At 37.2% G+C, this 317-nt stretch carries 1 protein-coding gene; it reads right to left on the bottom strand.

Features of this window, described 5'->3' with window-relative positions:
* Positions 1–4 precede the first annotated feature (4 nt).
* On the bottom strand, positions 5–317 hold a 313-nt coding region (locus BHE89_RS23540; protein ID WP_216080956.1), incomplete at its 5' end, for a hypothetical protein.

Genomic DNA, 317 nt, shown 5'->3' with positions numbered 1-317 from the left:
GCATCTAAACAGGCAAAATAATCTGTTGCTGAAAATTCACCATAGTGATGGCCTTCAATATCGACAGTAATTTTACATTTTCTTTCAGGAGAGGTTGTCCCATTTTCATACAATAAACTGCCATACCACTTCCCATATCACGAGACATTCCTGATGGATAGGTATCTATTCTTGCGCCATGGCAGTGAAAAATAACATCCGTTAGTTGATTACGAATAGCATCTAAACAGGCAAAATAATCTGTTGCTGAAAATTCACCATAGTGATGGCCTTCAATATCGACAGTAATTTTACATTTTCTTTCAGGAGAGGTTGTC

Source organism: Shigella sp. FC1967 (genome assembly GCF_001743005.1).
Lineage (GTDB): Bacteria > Pseudomonadota > Gammaproteobacteria > Enterobacterales > Enterobacteriaceae > Proteus.
This window is presented reverse-complemented; position numbering and strand designations above follow the sequence as displayed.